This is a genomic window from Flavobacterium sp. WC2430 (assembly GCF_040822075.1).
Taxonomy (GTDB): domain Bacteria; phylum Bacteroidota; class Bacteroidia; order Flavobacteriales; family Flavobacteriaceae; genus Flavobacterium.
This window is the reverse complement of record NZ_CP162007.1, coordinates 3,620,494-3,640,290: the sequence shown is the minus strand read 5'-3', so window position 1 is coordinate 3,640,290 and position 19,797 is coordinate 3,620,494. Positions and strand designations below refer to the sequence as shown.

Sequence of the window (19,797 nt, the reverse complement as noted above, 5' to 3'; positions counted from 1 at the left end):
TATTACTTTGATAAAATGTTTAAAAATACCTCTGTTCCTATAAATTTTAGGTTTATTTTCACTAATAGATTTATTAAATCTTATATTTGCAAACTTTTAAAGTAAATACTAAAAACGAATAGCATAAACTCTATTTGTAAACATAAATAAAATGAAAGCAGGAATTGTAGGATTGCCAAATGTTGGAAAATCAACATTATTTAATTGTTTGTCAAATGCAAAAGCGCAAAGTGCTAACTTTCCTTTTTGTACAATTGAACCTAATATAGGTGTCGTAAATGTACCAGATCCTAGAATTGAAAAATTAGAGGAATTAGTAAAACCAGAACGCGTTCAAATGGCTACTGTTGATATTGTTGATATTGCAGGTTTAGTTAAAGGAGCAAGTAAGGGGGAAGGATTGGGAAATCAATTTCTTGGAAATATTAGAGAGTGTAATGCAATCATTCATGTATTACGTTGTTTTGATAATGATAATATTGTACACGTTGACGGAAATGTAAATCCTATACGTGATAAGGAAACGATTGATATCGAGTTGCAATTAAAAGATTTAGAGAATGTTGAAAAACGTTTGGAAAAAGTAAATCGTGCAGCTAAAACTGGAAATAAAGAAGCGCAAACTGAAAAAGCACTTTTAGACAGAATAAGAGAAACGTTATTACAAGCAAAATCAGCTAGAACAATAACTCCTCAAAATAATGATGAAGAAGTTTTGATGGAAGGTTTTCAATTGATTACTGCAAAACCAGTATTATATGTATGTAATGTTGATGAAAATTCAGCAGTGACAGGAAATAAGTATGTAGATTTAGTTCGTGAATTAGTTAAAGATGAAGATGCTGAAGTGATAATCCTTTCTGTAGGTGCTGAGGCAGATATTACAGAATTGGAAAGCTACGAAGAGCGTCAAGTTTTTCTTGAAGATATGGGATTAACTGAGCCAGGAGCATCAGTCCTTATTCGTGCAGCATACAAATTATTAAAACAACAAACTTATTTTACCGCAGGTGTTAAGGAAGTTCGTGCTTGGACAATTGACGTGGGTTCAACTGCACCACAAGCAGCCGGAGTAATTCACACTGATTTTGAAAAAGGATTTATCCGTGCCGAAGTAATTTCATACGAAGACTTTGTTCACTATGGTTCTGAGGCAAAAGCAAAAGAAGCTGGGAAATTTAAAGTTGAAGGAAAAGAATATATTGTGAAAGATGGAGATGTAATGCATTTCCGTTTCAACGTATAATCAGATAGATTAGAAAATAGAAAATAGGTAAAGCCTGCAAAAGTAATTTTGCAGGCTTTTTTGATTGTTAACAAGGATATAAATTAACAATTAAATAATTTATTTTTTACTAAGTTTAAGTCGTAGAATTTTTAGGAAACAATTAAAAGAATATGAGAAAGCAATTTGGAGCAAAACCGTCAAAAAACGAAATAGAAAAATATTCAAAATCAGAGTATTGGAACGGTACCATTTTTGAAAACCTGGAAGAAACCAGTATGGACTTTTCATTGTCTAATATGCCTAAATTTTTGCGTAAGCAGTTTTGTGAAAAAGAGGGTAGAGAAGCAAAGTCCTTGTCCGTTGTGCCGTTTGATAGTGAATTATTTATAAATACACATCAATCTATGCAAAGCATATGGTATGGACATTCAGCAATATATATGCAATTAAAAAACAAGAATATTTTAATCGACCCCATGTTTGGTTCTGATGCGGCTCCGATTGCACCATTCAAAGTAAAGCGTTTTAGTGATTCAACACTCACGATTATTGACAGTTTCCCTGAAATTGATTTGGTGCTAATATCACATGACCATTATGATCATTTAGATTATGAAAGTATTTTAAAACTTAAAGAAAAAACGAAGTTGTTTTATGTTGCTTTAGGGGTGAAAAGGCATTTAGTTTCTTGGGGAATTCCGGCAGATATAATTACTGAATTTAATTGGTGGGAGGAGTCTGTCTTTAATGGTATAAAAATTACGTTCACGCCCACACGGCATTTTTCAGGAAGAGGATTGACTGATAGAGCTAAATCGCTTTGGGGCGGTTGGGTTTTTAACACAGAAGAAGAAAATATTTGGTTCAGCGGTGATAGTGGTTATGGTACACATTTTAAAGAAATAGGAGAACGTTTAGGACCTTTCGATTTTGCTTTTATGGAATGTGGTCAATACAATGAAAACTGGCATCAAATTCATATGTATCCTGAGGAGAGTGTTCAGGCTGCAATAGATGCAAAAGTTCGAAATTGTATGCCAGTGCATTGGGCAGGTTTTGCGTTAGCGCAACATGCATGGAAAGAGCCAGTTGAGCGATTTTCAGAAAAAGCAGCTACTGAAAAATTGAATTTCATCACCCCGAAAATGGGAGAGTTATTCAGTGCTAACTTTACCGATAGCTTAAAATGGTGGGAAATGGAATAGTAGTTTTCAAATTCCTAAAGTTTCATAGGTTAATGGCTCAAAATTTAAATCGAATAAATTCGTCTGCCATTTTTTAAGTATATTTATAAAAAATACGGTTTATGAAAATAATCGCCTTTGGCGCAAGCCCTAGTAAAAACTCAATCAATAAAAAATTAGCTACGTATGCGGCGTCTTTATTTGAAAATGCCGAGGTGGAAATATTGGATTTGAATGATTTTCAGATGCCTTTATTTAGTGTTGATGTCGAGGAAGAAATTGGTCAGCATCCTTTGGCACAGGCGTTTTTAGATAAAATAGTGTCGGCCGATATTTTAGTAGTTTCTATGGCAGAAAATAACGGGAACTATTCAGCAGCATTTAAAAATATTTTTGATTGGTGTTCCAGAATTAAGGGTAAAGTTTTTCAAGAAAAGCCTATGCTTCTAATGGCTACTTCTAATGGGAAAAGAGGGGGCGCAACCGTATTAGAAATTGCAAAAAATGCTTTTCCTCGTTACGGAGCTGAAATTAAAGCTACTTTTTCCTTACCTAGTTTCTATGATAATTTTGATATCGCAAACAATAAGATTTCTAATCCCCAATTGGATGAGGAATTGAATGGAATTGTAAATAATTTCTAATTTTTTAGATAAGTTTCATCCATATTTTAAAAGTTCACCCTAATAATTATTGCAAATAAGTCAACTATCTAGGTCTGATCCTTTTTTAGAAACCCAAAGTAGTCTTATCGGTGCTGTATAATTGTGCTTTACTAAAAGCTGTTGTTTCGCATGAAAGGTATATTTTTTTTCCATCTAATGAACCAAAAGCAATTCCTTCGGTTTGCCAGTCATTGGAACTATTTCCTATTATTTTTTCAACAACAGTTCCTGAAAAAAACGAATCGTCATTAAAATTAGTCAAACTGTAAACAAAAGAATTTTTATGACCAGAAGGGGAGTAACCTACTAAAATTACTTCATTAGTTTGAGCATTGTAATCTCCACCAGTGATCAACCCATTTACGTTATAACGGGCTAATGATGATACGGAATACTGACCCGGAGTTTTGGAGAGTTTATAAATGCTGGTTTTATTATCCCCTCTATTTTTAGTAAAAATATATAAATTATCTGCTTTTGAAATAATGGTTTCGCAATCAAAATTATGAGTGCTTGAAGAAATGAAACTCGTTTGTTCATTATAAGAAAAAGCAATAGCTTCGGCTGTTACATTAACCGTTTTGGCTGTTTCGTTTATAAACTGTGCTTTGCTGATTTTTAGAACTTTTAAATCTTTTCGGATTCCATCATTATTTCCAAAATCACCTAAATAGATATAATTATCATCGGCTGTAATATCTTCCCAATCTACGTTTGGAAAATTTGTAACGGTTATAGACTGCAGCAAAGTTCCATCGGCAGGATTTACTTTGTAAAAAACATTAGGGTTTCCGGAATCATTAAAGGTGTAAATAGAACCATTTGTCAAGACAATCCCAGAGGATTCAGGGGCATAGGACCACATCAAGCCTACTTCGGAAACCAAAGGAGTGTTTACTATTGGGTCAACCACAACGGGGTCAATAATAACTTCAGGTTCTGCTGTTTTAGTAGTGTCGCTAGTACAGCTTGTTAGAAATATGCTGTAAAAACAAAATGCAATTAGGGAAGAGTATTTCATTATTTTTAATTTAAAATTTATTGATTTCTGGAATCCAAATTTGGTTGATTTCAAAAAGTGCTGGATTTTTTGGATTTACTGTAACTTCGACAGCATGCATATCAGCTTCGCCAAATACCTGCAACCGGGTGAAGTTTAGCACTGTTTTTTTTAACTCCACATTTTCATACAATGGTTTATCTACTTTGTATTCATGAGAATCACCATTTACTAAAAGAACTGGCTTTTTGTATGTTTCTACTCGTTTTTGAAGTTCTTTAAGGAAAGTTACAAACCCCTCTTTTCCTTTATCGGGTGTAATCATATCTGCATGTTCAAAGATCACAATTCCTAAAGAATTGTCCTTTTTTGCTTGTTCAAAAACGGTATTCAACCAAAAAATATTAGCATTTGAACGCTCATAAAATTCTTCATTTGAATTTAAATTATCAGTATTGAAATTGTTATTTGAGCCTACAAGATGAATGGTGGCAAATGAAATCCCGTTGTACTTCCAAATTTTATTTTCAACATATTTCGCATAAGCAACATTTGACGATTCTGAACTTAACTCCATTGTTGATTTGCCTAAACTATGTAAAGTGTCCTTAAAGAATTGTGCTCTAATTGCAGATAAGCGGTCATTTGTATTGTAAGAGCCCGCTTGAGGTTTTCCACAATCTGTCCATTCATTATCGCCAGGAGTATAGATTAATGGTTTTTTGAAGCTATTGAAATAACCTAAAATTTTTTGAAAAGCAGTATCTGAGCATGGTGTTTTGCTCGATTTAAAATCTCCTACAAAAACATTAAAAGCTTGATTGCGTTTGTTAAGTGCTGCAATTACATTTTCAAATTTCAGATTGTCTTTGGGTAAATTGTAGGGCATATCACCTAAGACAATGAAAGTAAAAGGCGTTTTCTTGTTTTGAGAAAAACTGAATGAATGTATTAATATAAATACAAATAGAATACAGAAGCGTAATTTCATAATTCAAAAAAAATAAAAAAAGACGGATGGATTTCCCAACCGCCTTTCTAATTAAATTAAATTTTATTAATTATGTAGATTACCTAAACCATTTTTAGGGAATGCTCCTAAATCAACATTTGGAGGAGTAACGGTGGCTTTTAGATATTGATTTGTTAGAGAAGCTGTTGCATTAACTGCAGTAAATGAAGCGTTCCCTTTACCAATTGCTGGTGAATCAGCAGCTAAGTGAAAATCATAATTTCCTTGAAAGTTATACAAAGTTAAATTTGCTATAACAGGAACAGGTAACGGGAAGTTTACAAATTTAGGATTGTTTTGACCTACTAATTGCGGAGCGTTATATACTGCGCCATTAACATAACCTACTGGTAAGAAAGAAGAAGGTAAAGGAAGATCAGTAGGTTGGGGAGTTGTTGCATGAGTAGTTGGGTAAAACTCATTTACAATGGCGGCAGTATCACCATAACTTAAGTTATTACCATAAAAACAGTTGGCAAAATCGGCAGCTGGGTTTTCTAAAATACGCAAGCCTGTTCTACAATTTACAAATAGATTGTTGTACACTTTTCCTTTGGCACCTTGCTCAATATTAGCATTAGCACCACGGTCTGGATCTACACTTCTAAAACCACCAGATACATACGTATTGTTATACATATTGATTTCCGTTTGAACGCTTCCGTAAGTACCTTTATTAGATGCTTTTGTACCTCCTTTAGCGGTTCCTATGATTAAGTTATAAGCCATGTCTCCTATGCTTGAATTTTTTACGTTAAAACAGTCCCCATCATTATAAGCAACTTTTTCAACTGTATTTCTCATGATGTGTATTTTTCCTCCATTTGCACGAACGGCGTCTGTAGTTGAACCATAAACCCATGAATCTTCTAGAATTAAAATTCCATCAGGATTACCAAATTTGATATTGAATAAATCATCTCCAGATTTGTACCCTTGATCAGCATTTAAGTCATCTGCAGTTCCTCCTGCAAAATCTAAATGAGTCCATTTGATATCCAATAAAGAACAAGTGGCTTCACATTGAATACCTCCCCAAAACTTGCCATCTGGTTTCAAAGCTGGATCAGTATTAGGATCTTGTAGTGTTGTTAATTTATAATTAGCTGGATTCAAATAAGCATCTTTTCCAGTAATCCAGTTTGGGCTTTCTTTTGTTCCCAATGAAATAAAGACACCTTTTACAATCAATTCTGCAGCAGGATTTGTAGCTAATAATTTTACACCACTTTGCATAACCAATGTATCATTAGCATTAATGGTTACTTTTGAATTAAAATAATAGGTTTTGCCTGATTCCATTGTTCCTTTTACGCTTCCAGAAAGGGTTTCTCCAGTAATAGTAGTACTAGCTTTAAATTGCGGTGTTGAGACTTGATCATTACTGCAAGAGGATAAAGCTATTAATGCTAAAGCTATAATTCCAAAATTTAATTTATTTTTCATTGTTTAATTTATTTATAGTTGTTTTGTTTATGATTAAAATTTATAACGCATTCCAAAGGTGTAATTGATTCCATACAAGTCTTTTTGTACGGTAACTCTGTCAGGGTCTGTTTGATTAGGTAAGGCAAACTTCCCAGTAGTATAAATGTTGGTTTGCAAAATTTGCACAAGAACGGGCGTGTTTAAAAGATTGGTAATTTTGCTATAGAAAGTAAAATTTTTAAAGGCTCTTTTTTCTATAGAAAAATCAAGTTGCGAATTTCCTTTTTGCCAATAATCTAAATCTTTATAAGGGGAAACTAATGTGATTTTTCTTCCTGTATAGATGTAGGCCAATTGTACATCTATTCCTGAATTTTGATTTTTATACAATAACGAAAGATTGGCAATATGAGGGGATTGTCCTTGTAGTGGTCTAGTTTGAGTCGTTTCTTCGCTCACATAAGAACTGTTGTAAAACAATTTAGTAGTAGTGATTTTTGAGTTAGTGTAAGTGTAATTGGCTGTTATTCCAATCTTTCCAAAATATTTAGCCATGTTTACTTCAAACCCAAAATTGGTAGCTGTTCCAAAATTGGTAGGTTTTAAAGTGGCGCTTGATGTCCCTGTGAATAAAATGGCAGATTCTATTGGGTTTTGAATGTTTTTATAAAAAGCTCCAATTAAGAACTGATCTAATCCTTTTGGAAATAATTCATATCTAATATCAAAGTTGGAAGCAGTTGCATGTTTTAAATTTGGATTACCACTCATGTTAAAATCCTCTCCTTCTATTTTAAAAGGAATATATTCGTAGAATCCGGGTCTGTTTATGGCACTAAAATAAGATAACCGAAGATTCTCTTTTTCACTTAATTTATATTTAAAATGGATACTTGGCAGAAAATCAGTATAGGTTTTTGATCCAACCGCTCCCGCAATTATGGTAGCATCCTGTGCTGTTTTCCAAGTTTGTGTCGTATTTTCTATACGTAGACCTCCAAGAATCGAAAGTTTGTCATTAAATTGAATATTATCTTGAAAATAATAGGCCGCAATTTTCTCCGTAGCGTCATAATTTAAAGCATTGTTAGGACTTCCTTGTGCTGCAGTAATACCATTAAAATGAAATTTGTCTGGAGATAAAATACCATCATAAGGAATGGGTTCGCCTGAACTGGAATTATTAGGTATTAAATTCCATTCATTGTAATTGTTTTTTCGGAATTTATTTCTGTAAAGCCCTCCCATCGATAGGACCATCGGTTTATTTAAGATTTCTTTTTTATACTTGAAATTTATGTAACCAGCATAATCTCTATCGGAGTTGTTCATCCAAATTCGATAAAAAGGAATATTTAAAACAGCTGGAGTAATTGTTTGATTTTGATTAGCATCATAACCAACTTGTTCTACAGTTTGGTATTCAGACCAATCTGGGGTGATGCTTTTAGCCAAAGAATAAACAGCTGACCAATCAGCATTTAAATATTTATTGATTTTATGTTCTCCTTGCAAGGTGTTATTGTAAATACTTTGCTTTATATATCTGGAACGGTATAATTTGTATGTATTTCCTGTTCCAACTCCTGATCGACCTATCGATAAACTAGTATCTATAGATTTACGATTTTGAGTTTCTTCGGATTTTAAATACACATTGTAAAGACTAATTTTATTTTTAGAATTTAAAATATAATCTAGCTTAGTGTGAATTCCATATCGAGTTTGGTTGGTGTTATACCTTCTGGAATATAGATCTGTAAACGCAGGAACATTCCCTGGTGCAGGTTGATTTTCTGGTTTGAACCATGTACTATTTGATCCTTTGTATTCATTTTGATAACTAGTCGCTACAACTACTCCCAGTTTTTTATCTTTCAAAAAACGATTGCTTATTGAAAATCCTAAGTTGGTGTTTAAAGGCAAATTTTTACGTTTGTAATCAAAGTTTTTATAGGTAAAATCATTAGGTGTAGCGATATAATTAGCACCATTAATATCTGCAGGAGACTTACTGTTAATTACTTTTTTATCGAAATTTTCATATCCATTATCACTAATAAACTGACTAAATCCTGTTGCAATATTAGCGGTTATAGCCAATTTGTCTTGCGCATTTTTCATAATTAAATCCATAGCCCCACCTATTGCATCCCCTTCCATTTCGGGTGTTAGAGCTTTAATAACATCTAACCGTTCTAATAAATCCGCTGGAAACATATCCATTGGGACATAACGATATTTGTTGTCCGGACTTGGGATCTTTATTCCATTTACAAGAGTGTAGTTGTAGCGCTGATCCATTCCTCTTATGATGGCATATCTAGCATCGCCTGTACTGGTGCGCTCTAATGAAACTCCAGACATACGTTGTAATACGCCGGCGGTGGTTAAATCAGGTAGCAACTGTATGCTTTTCGCGCTAATTGCATTTAAAATATTTTGCGATTCTTTTTCTCTATGTAAGGCATATTTTGAAGATTCTTTGTCTTGCTTTACAGAAATTACGACTTCGGAAAGGGTGATGTTTTTTTCTACTAATTCAAAGTTTAATGTAATTGCACCCAATTTTGCAGTAATTGTTGTTTCTTGATTTATATATCCTTGATAGCTACATTTCACTATATAACTTCCTTCAGGAACATTTTTTATGATATAAGTACCGTCAAAACCAGAATAACCATAAGTTGTAGCGGTTAGATAAATGGTAGCCCCTATTATAGGTTCATTAGTGTTTTTATCCAATATTCGACCTTTTATTTCAGACCCATAAATTATACTGAAAAAAGGGATAATTAATAGTAATAGAGACAATCGAAAAGTACTTATTTTACACACGGCTTAATTTTTTTACAAACCTAATTATTTAGCTATTTCAAAAATCACAGGTTACTGTTCCTTAATATTTTAATAATTTCAATATTTTAGATTTAATGTTAACTATTTGTTTTTCAGTTATTTAATTTTATTTTCCGATATTAAATCATTGTAAAAATCAAATTGATTCTTACAAAATTTAATTAGAATTAACTTTTTGGTTACTTTTTGGTTTTCTTTAAAAGGATCTAGTACTCCAAAAGTGACACTACATAATAATTGTCAATATCATTCTTAATAACTTTGACTGTTACCTCTTTTAAAATATATCGAGATATCTTATATTAGCACAAAATCGATAAATTTTAAAATGTCAGATCAAAATCAATATACCGAAGACAATATTCGTTCCCTCGATTGGAAAGAACACATCCGTATGCGTCCAGGTATGTACATTGGGAAATTAGGGGATGGATCTTCTGCGGACGATGGTATTTATATTCTTCTGAAAGAAGTTTTGGATAACTGTATCGATGAATTTGTAATGGGTGCTGGTAAAACGATTGAAGTAACCATTAAAGACAAGACAGTTACGGTTCGTGACTATGGACGAGGAATCCCACTTGGGAAAGTCATTGACGTAGTTTCTAAAATGAATACAGGTGGAAAGTACGATTCTTTGGCCTTTAAAAAATCGGTAGGTTTAAATGGTGTAGGTACTAAGGCAGTAAATGCTTTATCCAATTATTTTCGTGTTGAATCCGTTCGAGATGAAAAACAAAAAGCAGCCGAATTCTCAGCGGGAAATTTGGTGCTGGAAGAAGATATTATTGATACTACAAAACGAAAAGGAACTAAGGTTACTTTTATTCCAGATGAAGCTATTTTTAAAAATTATAAATTCAGAAATGAATATGTAATTAAAATGCTAAAGAATTATTGTTACCTGAATGCGGGTTTAACAATAATCTATAATGGAGAAAAATACTTTTCTGATAATGGATTGAAAGATTTATTAGATGAAAATATTGCCGAAGAAGATATGGTTTACCCAATCATTCACTTGAAAGGGGATGATATCGAATTAGCGATTACACACAGTAAATCCCAGTACAGTGAGGAATACCATTCCTTTGTAAATGGACAAAATACAACGCAAGGAGGAACGCATTTAGTGGCGTTTAGAGAAGCAATTGTAAAAACAATTCGGGAATTCTACAACAAAGGATTCGATCCTTCGGATGTTAGGAAATCGATTGTGAGTGCGATAAGTATTAAGGTAATGGAACCTGTTTTTGAATCACAAACAAAAACCAAATTAGGTTCGACCGATATGGGTTCAGATCCTGGCATGCCTTCGGTTCGTACTTTTGTAAATGATTTTATCAAAAATAAATTAGATAATTATTTACACAAAAATCCAGAAACGGCCGACTTGCTTTTACGTAAAATTCTACAAGCGGAGAGAGAACGTAAAGAACTTTCAGGAATTAGAAAATTAGCCAAAGACAGAGCAAAGAAGTCCAATTTGCATAATAAAAAACTGCGTGATTGCCGCGTGCATTTACCAGATATAAAAAACCCACGTTATTTAGAAAGTACACTGTTTATTACCGAGGGAGATTCCGCTTCTGGATCGATTACCAAGTCGCGTGATGTAAATACGCAAGCGGTATTTAGTTTGCGTGGTAAGCCATTGAACTCGTACGGAATGAGCAAAAAAATTGTTTATGAAAATGAAGAATTCAATTTGCTTCAAGCAGCCTTAGACATTGAAGATGATATGGAAAACTTGCGTTACAACAACATTGTAATTGCAACGGATGCCGATGTCGACGGAATGCACATTCGATTGTTATTGATCACTTTCTTTTTACAGTTTTTTCCTGAATTGATAAAAGAAGGGCATTTGTATATTTTACAAACCCCACTTTTTAGAGTTCGAAACAAGAAAGAAACCATTTACTGTTATTCTGATGACGAGAGAAAAGCAGCCATTGAAAAATTAAAACCAAAACCAGAAATCACCCGATTTAAGGGATTAGGAGAGATTTCTCCAGATGAGTTTCAGTTTTTTATAGGGGAAGATATTCGATTGGACCCTGTAATGATGGACAAAAATACTTCAGTTGAGCAATTGCTGTCTTTCTATATGGGTAAAAACACTCCAGACCGACAAGAGTTTATCATCAAGAATTTGAAGGTAGAATTGGATGCAATTGAAACAGTTTAAAATATAATTAACTACTATTCAATAGGATATATTTAATGAAAGACGAGGAAGAAGAAAATACAAATCCAGAGAATGAAGATATAAATTCAGAAGACAATTCAATTGATGAAAATCAAGAAGAAGAATCGGATGAAATAATCAAAGTCGATGCCAAGCATTTTGAAGGACAACATTTTTACGATAACGAAGAAGACGGTGGGGATACCATTACCAAAGTAACGGGAATGTATAAAGACTGGTTCTTGGATTATGCTTCGTATGTTATTTTGGAGCGTGCCGTTCCTGCAATAGAAGACGGTTTTAAACCTGTGCAACGCCGTATTATGCACTCCCTAAAAGAGTTAGATGACGGCCGTTATAATAAAGTTGCCAATGTGGTTGGTCACACCATGCAGTATCACCCACACGGAGATGCGAGTATTGGGGATGCTATGGTACAAATAGGTCAAAAGGAATTATTGATTGACTGTCAAGGAAACTGGGGAAATATTCTCACTGGAGACAGCGCTGCAGCTTCCCGTTATATTGAAGCACGATTGTCTAAGTTTGCTTTGGAAGTTTTATACAGTCCAAAAATTACTGACTGGGGTGTTTCCTATGATGGAAGACGAGCAGAACCCAATAACTTACCAGTAAAATTTCCATTACTATTGGCTTCAGGAGCAGAGGGAATAGCTGTAGGTCTTTCGACCAAAGTCTTGCCGCATAATTTTAATGAATTGATAGATGCTTCTGTAAAAATATTAAAAGGAAAACCGTTTACAATTTATCCTGATTTTATGACACAAGGAATTGCTGATGTGTCAAATTACAATGATGGAATGCGTGGTGGTCGTGTGCGAGTACGAGCGAAAATTGGCCAATTGGACAAAAATACCTTGGTAATCACCCAAATCCCGTTTTCAACCAATACGACGACCTTGATTGATAGTATTTTGAAAGCCAATGAAAAAGGAAAAATCAAAATCAAAAAAATTGAGGACAATACCGCCGCAAATGTTGAAATTTTAATTCACTTGTTTCCAGGAGTTTCTCCTGATAAAACCATTGATGCCTTGTTTGCTTTTACAGCTTGTGAAACTTCAGTAGCACCATTGGGTTGTGTGATTGAAGATAATAAGCCTTTGTTTATTGGTGTTTCCCATATGTTGAAAATTTCAACAAACAGAACGGTTCAATTATTAAAAAGTGAACTAGAAATTCAATTAGGTGAACTAGAAGAACAATGGCATTTCTTGTCCTTAGAACGTATTTTTATCGAAAATAAAATCTATCGTGATATTGAGGATAAAACCACAAGAGAAGATGTTATTCAGGCAGTTGATGATGGTTTAAAACCACATATTAAGCATTTAAAACGGGCCATTACCGAGGAAGATATCCTACGTTTGTTGGATATTCGAATCATGAGAATCTCTAAATTTGACAGTAATAAAGCACAAGATAAAATTGATGCTCTAGAAGGAAATATAGAGCAGGTAAAATACGATTTAGAGCATTTAATTGATTTTGCCATTGCCTATTTTGTAAAGCTTAAAGAGAAATATGGAAAGGGTAGAGAACGCCAAACAGAACTTCGTGTTTTTGATGATATTGAAGCGACCAAAGTAGTATTGAGAAACACTAAATTATATGTCAATAAAGAAGAAGGATTTGTAGGAACCAGCTTGAAAAAAGACGAGTATGTTACGGATTGTTCGGACATTGATGATGTAATCGTTTTTCTACGTGACGGAAATATGATGGTGACCAAAGTGGATGCAAAAACCTTTGTAGGTAAAGATATTATTCACATTGCTATTTTTGACAAAAGTGACAAACGTACCATTTATAATGTTATTTATCGCGATGGAAAATCGGGGCCTTCTTATATCAAGCGATTCAATGTTTCTGGAGTTACCCGAGATAAATTATATGATTTAACTAATGGAACTAAGGGATCTCAGATTCTTTATTTTACTTGTAATCCAAACGGAGAAGCCGAAGTTGTAACAATAATTTTACGTCAGGTAGGAAGTATTAAGAAACTGAAATTTGATATTGATTTTGCTAAAATTGGCATAAAAGGACGAGCTTCTAAAGGGAATGTAGTTTCTAAATATCCAATTAAAAAAATAGAAATCAAAGAAAAAGGAATCTCTACATTGTTGCCTAGAAAAATTTGGTTTGACGATACTGTTCAAAGGTTAAATGTAGATGGAAGAGGAGAATTATTGGGAGAATTTAGGCCAAATGATAAAATCTTGATTGTCCAGCAGTCTGGAAAATTAAAAGTGGTTATACCTGAATTGTCTACTCATTTTGAACCTGATATGGTAGTGTTAGAAAAGTGGATTCCAAGTAAACCAATATCTGCAATCTATTATGATGGTGAAAAAGAGCGTTATTATTTAAAACGTTTCTTGGTAGAAACCGAAAACAAAGAAGAAAGTTTTATTACAGAACATCCAAATTCTCAATTGGAAATAGTATCAACGGATTATCGTCCTGTAGCCGAATTAATTTTCCCAAAGATTAAAGGAGTTCAAAAAGAAAGTATAACTATTGATATCGAAGATTTTATTGCTGTCAAAGGATTTAAAGCACTTGGAAATCAATTAACAACAGATAAACTAAAACAGGTAAACTTATTAGAATCATTACCTTACGAACCTCCTGTAGAAATTAAAGAGGAACCGATTAAAAGCGATGATAACAATGATGATACTGATGTACATCTTGATGATGATGGCCAAGTTATTTTATTTTAACTATAAAAAAAGCTTCCACAACTGTGGAAGCTTTTTAATTTTAAACGGTTTTGAATGTGCTTATTTAAATAATTGTTTTAGAGTTGTAATTTTTTTTGCTTCCATTTTTTTTCTAATTTTTAAAAAAGCAATAGCTGTAATATAGGCGTCACCTAATGCAGTGTGTCTGTCTTTTATAGAAATATCAAATTTATCTGCAAGTTCATCCAGACTATAGGTATCCTTAATCTCAAATAAGTGAGAAACAATTAGCGTTTTTTTATAAAGTACCGCTGTGTCTAAAGACTTATTAGTTAGTAATGGTAATCCATTTCTTTCTAGTGCTTTATTAATCATAGTAACATCAAAAACGGTATGATGTGCAATGATAATGGAGTCTCCTAAAAATGTCAGAAACTGTTGCAACACTTCTAATTCATTAGGTTTGTCTAATGCAAATTCTTTTAAAATGCCATGAATTTTAGCTGTTGATTTATCGTAATGCTCCTGTTGTATGTAAACCTCAAAACTGTCCTGAATTGCAATTGTATTATTTTGCAAAACAACTGCTCCAATACAAAGAATGCGATCTTTTACATAATCGAATCCTGTAGTCTCCGTATCCAATATTACAAAACGGGTGGAGTCAATGTCTTTTGATAGCAACTCCTCTTCATATGGGTTTTCTGATTTACCCAAAAAATTCAATAAAACGGTTTGGCCTTTTTTTAAAAATTTCTTCATTATAATATATTTGAAGCATTGAACCGAATAGTAATAAGTTCTTGAAGTTCCTTAATGGTTTTAAAGGTTCGTTTTAATTTTATTTTTTCTAATTTGGTTAGTGTTTCTAAGGCAATAAACTGCCCCGAATCGTGATGTAAAAGTCCTTGTTTGGTTCTGAATTTTAATAATGCTTTATAGGAATAGGAGCAAGCCAAATACAATTCCTTGTTTTGGGGTTCTAAGTCGGCTAATTTTTCAAACCGCTCTGGACTATTACTTATGGATTTCACAGAATGTGACAGGATTAATACTCTGGCGGCATCGGCTAGTGGCATTAAAGCACGTCTTTTAATGTCAAAAAAGTCTTTGTGCTCTCCATCTTGTTCTACAAGAAGTTGTCTGAAGAATCCAGTGGGGGACGGACTTTGCAATGCACCACTTACTAAGTGAATATAAAAAACTGGATTGGCTTTTATATTTTCAAAAATAAAATCGGACAAGTTATTTACAAGTTCCTTATCTCCATAAGACAAGCTATAGTCAAAAAAGATAAAAGACAATAAAACCTCATTTTTTCCAGGATTAGTAATCCAATGGTACACTAAATCTTTATATTCACTCAAACTCAAACACCATTTAGGATTTGAAGCCATCATTTCAGCAGGACAATAATCATAACCAATGTCAAAAAGGCCTTTGTTGACATGTGTTGCCAATTCTAAAAAGTAGCTTTTGGTTTCTGCACTTAATTCTTCTGGGACATCTTCATACATTAATGCATTGTCTTGATCGGTATGTAGCAATTGCTCACTTCTTCCTTGACTTCCCATGGCCAACCATGCAAATTTTACAGGAGGAGTGGTTTTCATTTTTTTTAACGCAATGGCAATAACTTGCTTTATACAAACATCATTTAATTCGGTAATTATTTTAGAAGTCAAAGTCATTGGGATATTTTGATCTAAATATCCTTGTAATAGTTGCATTATATTAGCTCGTATAGGCTTGATTTGTTTGAATTTTTTAGCTCTTTTTACTGCTTTTATTAACACTGCAGGATTATTACCTATTTCCACCATAACATCATGTTTGGATAGGATTCCCACTGCTTTAGTATTAGCAGTACCGTCTTTGGTAATACATAAATGGCTAATATTACTTTTCATCATAGCCATTTGCGCTTGTGTAACGGTCATTTTTTTAGGATAGGTAATAACAGGAGTTGTCATTATTACATTGGCAGTTGTGGTGATGGGAAATGCTCCAGTCACAATTTTATTTCTTAAATCTTTATCAGTTATAATGCCTATAGGGAGTGAATTTTCGACAACAAGAATAGCACCTACGTTTTTTTTAGTCATGGTTTCAGCAATCGTTTTTGCTGTAGTTGACGCAGAACAACTAACTAGTTTTTTTGAATACTTTACGGGCTGAATGTCTAATATGCTTTTATCGGCATCCAAAGTTTCAGTTGCTGAAGCCTCACCAAATAATTTCCCTCTATGACTTTTGGAATAAGGGTTGCGTGTGTTTGAAGCAAAACTTTCAATTAAAAAGTTTCCTACTGCTTTGTTTTCAAGCGCATAGGGCTTAAAAACGGCAATCGGTATAGCATACAGAATACTTTCTTCATGAGTTCGGGCTTCCATTTTATAGTTCTCATTAGCTATAAGTGGTCTTAACCCAAAAATATCACCTTCATCACACATGTCCAAAACAGCGTTACTGAAACTATTTCGTAAGGTTACAGCTCCTTTGTGAACGATGTAAAAACTGTTGTGCGTTTCTTCATTTTCAGTAAATACAACACTGTCTTTTTCCTTATATATAATTGATATTTGCTCAGAAAGGGCTTCGATTTCTCTTTGATGTAAAAAACTAAATGGTGGAAAGTTTTTTAAAAAGTCGGCAACCCTATGGGAAATAGTATTTTTCATTACGATAATTTGCAACTAAGTTAATTTATAAAATTAGAGATAAAAAGAAAAAAACAAAATTTGATATTTATATATCATATTCTTAGAAATGAGCATAAAAAAAAAGCTTCCGCCGAAACGAAAGCTTTTTTAGTTATTAATTTTTATTTCTTTTTAGTTACTTTCATGTTGATGACTTCTACAAAAAGGGAGAAGGAAATGGCAAAATACAAATAGCCTTTTGGGACTGGTGTCACATGGCTACCAAAAATAAGTGCATCCGATAAATGAGCACTTTCAGTAAGTAGCATCATGCCAATTAAGATCAAAAAGGAAAGTCCTAAAATCTGGATGGAAGGATGGTTGTTCACAAATGTCCCAACAGGAACGGCAAACTGCATCATAATTAATACCGAAATTACAACAGCGGTAATCATGATATATATAGCACCATGAACACCATTAGTCATCCCTACAGCAGTTAGAATACTATCAAAAGAGAAAACCAAATCAATCATAATAATTTGTAGTAATACATTCTGAAATGATTTTGTAGCCGCTTTACCCAGTTCTTTTTCCTCATGTCCTTTTTCATCTACTTTTTCACGAATTTCATTAGTGCTTTTATAGATAAGAAATAATCCACCAAAAAGTAATATAAGACTTTGTCCCGTTACTCCAGCAGAGAACCAACTTAGGTCAATCGTAAACCAAGGTTCTTTCATTTGAATCAATAAATTAATACCAAACAACAGACCGATTCTCATGAACATAGCCAAGAACATTCCTATTTTGGTGGCTTTTTTACGGCTTTCAACGGGGAGTTTACCCGTAGCAATTGAAATGAAAATAATATTATCGATTCCAAGTACAATCTCTAAAAAAGTCAATGTTAACAGGGCAATCCAAGCATCAGGATTTAAAAATACTTCCATTTTATTGAGTTAAGAATTATAAAAAAGTCTTTGTATTTAGTCTTTAAGTTTAGTAACAGTCCCTTTTTGTTTTTGTGCAGTCCCTACAATACCAAATTCGAATATATAGGTGTTTCCTGATGTTGACAAAATTTTCATGTCGATTGATTTTTCTTCCGCCATATTTTTTGGATGTAATTTCTTCAAAATATATTCGCAATCGTTTACCCATCGAATCGATGCGGTATCAATCTTACCTTCAAAATTTTCAATTTCAATGCTGTCATTTCGCTCAAAAAGGGTTACTTTTTTTACCCCATCAACTTCATATTCAAAACGGAATTTCCCTGTTTTAAAGTCTTTGCAGTTGTGTTCAACAGTATAACAGGACACAATAGAGAGCAGTACAGGAAGTAATAGTATTTTTTTCATATTTTTTTTTGAAACTTATTCCTGCTATTCGTTTCAATCTTTTTATCCTGAAAAAAATCAGGATAAAAAGGATTTCCACTGCTATCAGGGCTAGTTGATTAGCGATTCCTTATTTGTTTAGTCTTTTTAATTCGGCATCAGTGAAATGTTTGATGCTCTTTTCCTGAGCAAATTTCTCCGAATTATACTCTTTTGAATTGTTTTTCGGGATGGATAAACTATCCCAATTTGTATTTTTTAATTGCTTAGCATAAAAAACGATTTGACCTACATGATACGGATAATGAGCCAATTGTCTGTTGATGGCATCCATTGCTGTTTGTCCTTCATTTCGAATGTATATAATTTGTAAAAGCTGTTCCGGAAGCAGAGAATCAATTGCTTTAAAAAAACAATCCCAGCCAGTATTCCATATTGCTAATACTTTTTCTTTGGTTTGTGGTTCATTTTCAAATTCCAAATCCCTATTTCTCCATTCTTTTTCCCCATCAGTCGTTAAGAAATCGGTCCAGCGCGAAAGCATATTTCCCGAAAGGTGTTTTACAATTGTCGAAATGCTATTAGAATCATCGTTTGATGTAATAAATAGCTGTTCCGGTTCTAATTGATTGATTGCTTTCTCACCGATTGTTTTGTAATAGTGCATTTGCTTTTTTACACTTTCAAGATACAGTTGATTCGTTTCCATTTTATTGAATTTTAATATCGTATTTATCCAAAAGTCCAATAATTCCTTGTGTAGAAAATTTGGCTTTTTTCATGGGATTGAATTCGGGATCAATTTTAAAATTAGAGGCTTTCGAAAAATCAGCTCCCGCTAGTTGCGTATTATTAAAAATAGCGCCTTCTAGATTACTATCATCAAAAATGGCTTGCGTCAGATTAGTACCAACAAAAGTTACCTCTTGTAACGAACAAGAATTGAATTTTGTTTTTGGCATTTTCTTATTGGCAAAGGAAGAATAATCGAGAACACATTCTTGGAAATTAACATTAAACAAGAAATCGTCGCATTCCTCAAATTGAATTCCGAGTAGTTTGCAGTTTCTAAATTGAATGCTTTTCATGCTTGTTCCTGATAATTTTGTCATCGATAGATTGCAATCGATGAATTCACAATCTAGAAAACTATTATAGGAGAAATTACTATTTGAGAAATCACAATTTTTAAAAGTACAATCTTCAAATTCTCGATTACTTACTTTTTTGTCAATAAAGACTACTTTTTCAAAGGTTTTTTGAATGTGTATTAATTCTTCCATTAGTCGTTAAATATGCCTTTCATAATTGTTTTTAAACCTAGAAACATCAAATACATTGCTCCAATGCATGCCATTATTCCAATTGCCAAAACTAAATAGTGCCAAACGTTTTGTTTGTTCATAAAGGCATTATAAATCAAAGACGGACCGATAAACAATAATGGCAAAGCCCATGCTAAATATTTGATTCCTTTGGATAACATCTCTTTATTTGTTGCCATTATTTTTTTGTTTCAGGTTTAAAGTTTCAA

Annotated in this window: 16 protein-coding genes; 5 read left to right on the top strand and 11 right to left on the bottom strand. The window is 33.2% G+C overall.

Going from position 1 to position 19,797, the window contains the following annotated elements; translation table 11 throughout:
• The first annotated feature begins 151 nt into the window (after positions 1-151).
• The 3 genes from ychF to AB3G36_RS15825 all read left to right on the top strand — a co-directional run bounded on the left by ychF (position 152) and on the right by AB3G36_RS15825 (position 3,056).
• Positions 152-1,246 carry a redox-regulated ATPase YchF gene (ychF, locus tag AB3G36_RS15835; protein ID WP_367754358.1) on the top strand — a complete coding sequence of 365 codons (1,095 nt, stop codon included), beginning with the start codon at positions 152-154 and terminating at the stop codon, positions 1,244-1,246.
• Positions 1,247-1,398: 152 nt separating this feature from the next.
• The gene (locus AB3G36_RS15830) at positions 1,399-2,433 is read left to right on the top strand and encodes an MBL fold metallo-hydrolase (protein WP_367754356.1); all 1,035 of its coding nucleotides are present in this window, start codon (positions 1,399-1,401) and stop codon (positions 2,431-2,433) included.
• 101 nt (positions 2,434-2,534) lie between these two features.
• Complete coding sequence (locus AB3G36_RS15825) at positions 2,535-3,056, top strand: NADPH-dependent FMN reductase (protein ID WP_367754354.1); 522 nt, start codon at positions 2,535-2,537, stop codon at positions 3,054-3,056.
• 85 nt (positions 3,057-3,141) lie between these two features.
• On the opposite strand, the gene AB3G36_RS15820 is transcribed toward AB3G36_RS15825, so the two are convergent.
• The 4 genes from AB3G36_RS15820 to AB3G36_RS15805 form a co-directional block, all read right to left on the bottom strand.
• Positions 3,142-4,098 carry a hypothetical protein gene (locus AB3G36_RS15820; protein ID WP_367754352.1) on the bottom strand — a complete coding sequence of 319 codons (957 nt, stop codon included), beginning with the start codon at positions 4,096-4,098 and terminating at the stop codon, positions 3,142-3,144.
• 10 nt (positions 4,099-4,108) lie between these two features.
• Complete coding sequence (locus AB3G36_RS15815) at positions 4,109-5,068, bottom strand: hypothetical protein (RefSeq protein ID WP_367754350.1); 960 nt, start codon at positions 5,066-5,068, stop codon at positions 4,109-4,111.
• Between the two features lie 66 nt (positions 5,069-5,134).
• Positions 5,135-6,535, bottom strand: coding sequence for a hypothetical protein (locus AB3G36_RS15810; protein ID WP_367754348.1), 1,401 nt, complete (start codon positions 6,533-6,535; stop codon positions 5,135-5,137).
• A 33-nt stretch (positions 6,536-6,568) separates the two neighbouring features.
• Positions 6,569-9,262, bottom strand: coding sequence for a TonB-dependent receptor (locus tag AB3G36_RS15805; protein ID WP_367754346.1), 2,694 nt, complete (start codon positions 9,260-9,262; stop codon positions 6,569-6,571).
• Positions 9,263-9,704: 442 nt separating this feature from the next.
• Here AB3G36_RS15805 and AB3G36_RS15800 point away from each other — a divergent pair, with 442 nt between their 5' ends.
• Positions 9,705-11,567 carry a DNA topoisomerase IV subunit B gene (locus tag AB3G36_RS15800; protein ID WP_367754344.1) on the top strand — a complete coding sequence of 621 codons (1,863 nt, stop codon included), beginning with the start codon at positions 9,705-9,707 and terminating at the stop codon, positions 11,565-11,567.
• A gap of 35 nt (positions 11,568-11,602) precedes the next feature.
• Positions 11,603-14,317 (top strand): DNA gyrase/topoisomerase IV subunit A, encoded by a 2,715-nt coding sequence (locus AB3G36_RS15795; protein ID WP_367754342.1) that lies wholly within the window; start codon positions 11,603-11,605, stop codon positions 14,315-14,317.
• Between the two features lie 60 nt (positions 14,318-14,377).
• Here the strand turns inward: AB3G36_RS15795 and AB3G36_RS15790 are convergent, their stop codons facing one another.
• The 7 genes from AB3G36_RS15790 to AB3G36_RS15760 form a co-directional block, all read right to left on the bottom strand.
• A complete protein-coding gene (locus AB3G36_RS15790; protein ID WP_367754340.1) occupies positions 14,378-15,040 on the bottom strand; it encodes a PolC-type DNA polymerase III in 663 nt (220 codons plus the stop codon).
• A complete protein-coding gene (locus AB3G36_RS15785) occupies positions 15,040-16,959 on the bottom strand; it encodes a DUF294 nucleotidyltransferase-like domain-containing protein (protein WP_367754338.1) in 1,920 nt (639 codons plus the stop codon). Before AB3G36_RS15785 ends, AB3G36_RS15790 begins: the two co-directional genes overlap by 1 nt.
• A gap of 143 nt (positions 16,960-17,102) precedes the next feature.
• Positions 17,103-17,873, bottom strand: coding sequence for a TerC family protein (locus tag AB3G36_RS15780; protein WP_367754336.1), 771 nt, complete (start codon positions 17,871-17,873; stop codon positions 17,103-17,105).
• A gap of 36 nt (positions 17,874-17,909) precedes the next feature.
• A complete protein-coding gene (locus tag AB3G36_RS15775; protein WP_367754334.1) occupies positions 17,910-18,284 on the bottom strand; it encodes a DNA topoisomerase IV in 375 nt (124 codons plus the stop codon).
• Positions 18,285-18,393: 109 nt separating this feature from the next.
• Positions 18,394-18,972, bottom strand: coding sequence for a DUF1572 family protein (locus tag AB3G36_RS15770; RefSeq protein WP_367754332.1), 579 nt, complete (start codon positions 18,970-18,972; stop codon positions 18,394-18,396).
• Position 18,973: 1 nt separating this feature from the next.
• Positions 18,974-19,546, bottom strand: a complete 573-nt coding sequence (locus tag AB3G36_RS15765) for a pentapeptide repeat-containing protein (RefSeq protein WP_367754330.1) — start codon at positions 19,544-19,546, stop codon at positions 18,974-18,976.
• Positions 19,546-19,767, bottom strand: a complete 222-nt coding sequence (locus AB3G36_RS15760; protein ID WP_367754328.1) for a DUF6095 family protein — start codon at positions 19,765-19,767, stop codon at positions 19,546-19,548. Before AB3G36_RS15760 ends, AB3G36_RS15765 begins: the two co-directional genes overlap by 1 nt.
• Positions 19,768-19,797: the final 30 nt, after the last annotated feature.

Excerpts from the sequence above, each read along its gene's own strand:
- ychF (WP_367754358.1), top strand. The coding sequence starts at position 152 with ATGAAAGCAGGAATTGTAGGATTGCCAAATGTTGGAAAATCAACATTA.
- AB3G36_RS15830 (WP_367754356.1), top strand. The coding sequence starts at position 1,399 with ATGAGAAAGCAATTTGGAGCAAAACCGTCAAAAAACGAAATAGAAAAA.
- AB3G36_RS15825 (WP_367754354.1), top strand. The coding sequence starts at position 2,535 with ATGAAAATAATCGCCTTTGGCGCAAGCCCTAGTAAAAACTCAATCAAT.
- AB3G36_RS15820 (WP_367754352.1), bottom strand. The coding sequence starts at position 4,098 with ATGAAATACTCTTCCCTAATTGCATTTTGTTTTTACAGCATATTTCTA.
- AB3G36_RS15815 (WP_367754350.1), bottom strand. The coding sequence starts at position 5,068 with ATGAAATTACGCTTCTGTATTCTATTTGTATTTATATTAATACATTCA.
- AB3G36_RS15810 (WP_367754348.1), bottom strand. The coding sequence starts at position 6,535 with ATGAAAAATAAATTAAATTTTGGAATTATAGCTTTAGCATTAATAGCT.
- AB3G36_RS15800 (WP_367754344.1), top strand. The coding sequence starts at position 9,705 with ATGTCAGATCAAAATCAATATACCGAAGACAATATTCGTTCCCTCGAT.
- AB3G36_RS15795 (WP_367754342.1), top strand. The coding sequence starts at position 11,603 with ATGAAAGACGAGGAAGAAGAAAATACAAATCCAGAGAATGAAGATATA.
- AB3G36_RS15790 (WP_367754340.1), bottom strand. The coding sequence starts at position 15,040 with ATGAAGAAATTTTTAAAAAAAGGCCAAACCGTTTTATTGAATTTTTTG.
- AB3G36_RS15785 (WP_367754338.1), bottom strand. The coding sequence starts at position 16,959 with ATGAAAAATACTATTTCCCATAGGGTTGCCGACTTTTTAAAAAACTTT.
- AB3G36_RS15780 (WP_367754336.1), bottom strand. The coding sequence starts at position 17,873 with ATGGAAGTATTTTTAAATCCTGATGCTTGGATTGCCCTGTTAACATTG.
- AB3G36_RS15775 (WP_367754334.1), bottom strand. The coding sequence starts at position 18,284 with ATGAAAAAAATACTATTACTTCCTGTACTGCTCTCTATTGTGTCCTGT.
- AB3G36_RS15770 (WP_367754332.1), bottom strand. The coding sequence starts at position 18,972 with ATGGAAACGAATCAACTGTATCTTGAAAGTGTAAAAAAGCAAATGCAC.
- AB3G36_RS15765 (WP_367754330.1), bottom strand. The coding sequence starts at position 19,546 with ATGGAAGAATTAATACACATTCAAAAAACCTTTGAAAAAGTAGTCTTT.
- AB3G36_RS15760 (WP_367754328.1), bottom strand. The coding sequence starts at position 19,767 with ATGGCAACAAATAAAGAGATGTTATCCAAAGGAATCAAATATTTAGCA.